This window comes from Paracoccus shandongensis (assembly GCF_017315735.1).
Taxonomy (GTDB): Bacteria; Pseudomonadota; Alphaproteobacteria; order Rhodobacterales; family Rhodobacteraceae; genus Paracoccus; species Paracoccus shandongensis.
This window is the reverse complement of record NZ_JAFLRK010000075.1, coordinates 1-1,721: the sequence shown is the minus strand read 5'-3', so window position 1 is coordinate 1,721 and position 1,721 is coordinate 1. Positions and strand designations below refer to the sequence as shown.

Below are 1,721 nucleotides of genomic sequence, written 5' to 3'. Positions count from 1 at the left end.
CTGGCCGCCCGCCTGGCGCGCAGCGGCGGATCGACCCGCGACCCGGTGCTGCGGGCGCTGCAATACCGCGACCTTGGCCCCTGGCTGGCGCTGCTGGCGCTGCCGCCCCTGCTGGTCATGCTGCGGAGGCAGGAATGAGGCCCGCGCTGATCGCCCTGGCGGGCCTTGCCGCGCTGGCCGTTGCGGGCCCGGGGGCGCTTGGCCGCCTGGCCCTGCGCGCCGGGCTGGACCGGCCTGCCGCGTGGCTGCTGGACGATCCGGCGGCGCGGGGCGTGGCGCTGTATCGGCTGGGCGATTTCGCCGCCGCAGATGCGGCCTTTGCCAAGGCGGGGCGGTCGCAGACCTACAACCGGGGCCTGTCGCTGGCCGCCACGGGCGATTACCCGCTGTCGGTCGCCTATTTCGACGCGATGCTGTTTGCCAATCCCGCCGACGAACAGGCGCGGCAGAACCGCGATCTGGTCGCGGCAATGGTTCCGCCGCATCAGGGCGAGTCCACAGTGCCCGGCCGCATCAAGGGTGCGGGGGGGCTGGATGCGGGGGATATCCCGATCTCGGACCTGCTGGCCAATGCCTCGGGGCCGGAATGGGAAAAGCGGCTGGACGCCAAGGGGCTGGCCGCGACCGACCAGTGGCTGGACACCATCACCGACGACCCGGGCGAGTTCCTGAAGCTGCGCATCCGCGCCGAGTTCGACCGCCGCGCCCGGATGGGCCTGATCCGCCCCGAGGAGGGCGACCCATGGTGATCCGCGTCCTGCTGTTGTGGCTGCTGGCGGGTCCGGCCCTGGCGCAGGGCGACACCCGCCTGATGGTGCTGCACGACCACGGCAACCCGGTCGTGTCGGAAATGGTGGAACTGACCATCCGGGGCGAATACGACCTGACGGTGTCGCTCGAGGACATGCAGTTCCCGAACTCGCCCGACTACGACTGGATCCAGGTCGCGCGGGACGATTGGCACAAGGAACGCGTGAACGGGCGGCTGTTGCAGATCTTCGAACGCAAGGTGGCGCTGTTTCCCCGGCGCGCGGGCGTGCTGACGGTCGGGCCCATCAACCACAGGCTGACCTTTGTCCAGGACAACGGCCAGCGCGCGGAAACCACCGTGACTGCGCCGCCGATCACCCTGGGCGTGAAGCCCTTTCCCACGGATGCCCCGCCCCTGTCCGCCCGGCAACTGACCCTGACCGACGAACTCTCCGCCGAACCCGGCAAGCTGAAGAAGGACGAGATCCTCACCCGCCGCGTCACGATCGAGGCGCTTGGCGCGCTGGCCCACCAGTTGCCCGCCCGCCCCGACCTGTCGGAGCCCTGGCTGATCCTGTTCAGCCAGCCCGAACAGCGCGAAACCGTACTGACCGAGGCCGGGCCGGTCGCGCGCGTGGTCTGGGAATGGCAGTTGCGCCCCCGGACCGGGGAACCCGCCATCCTTCATGCCGAGGCGTTTTCCTGGTTCGACACCGACAACCGCCAGGTCGAGGTCGCGCCCCTGAAGCCCATCCCCTTCGGCTTTGCGGGCTTCGGGTCGAACTTCGGCGCGCCGGACCAGGCGGCCTGGCGCAACTGGCCGCTGGCCGCGCTGGCCCTGGGCGGGGGCATGGCGGTTTCGCTGGGCCTGATGCTGCGGGGGCAGGGGTTGCTGCCCGCCGGTGCGCTGCGCCGCCGGTTGCGCCGCCTGCGGCCTGGTCCCCATGCCCGCGCCCTGCGCCGGGCCGCAG

The 1,721-nt window shown here is 71.5% G+C and carries 2 protein-coding genes; both read left to right on the top strand.

All coding sequences use genetic code 11. The annotated features are described in order from the left end of the window. The first annotated feature begins 134 nt into the window (after window positions 1-134). A complete protein-coding gene (locus JX613_RS19640) occupies window positions 135-749 on the top strand; it encodes a hypothetical protein (protein ID WP_207103158.1) in 615 nt (204 codons plus the stop codon). Then, the coding region (locus JX613_RS19635; protein WP_207103157.1) for a BatD family protein at window positions 743-1,721 on the top strand (979 nt) is incomplete at its 3' end. The genes JX613_RS19640 and JX613_RS19635, both read left to right, overlap by 7 nt.

Excerpts from the sequence above, each read along its gene's own strand:
- JX613_RS19640 (WP_207103158.1), top strand. The coding sequence starts at position 135 with ATGAGGCCCGCGCTGATCGCCCTGGCGGGCCTTGCCGCGCTGGCCGTT.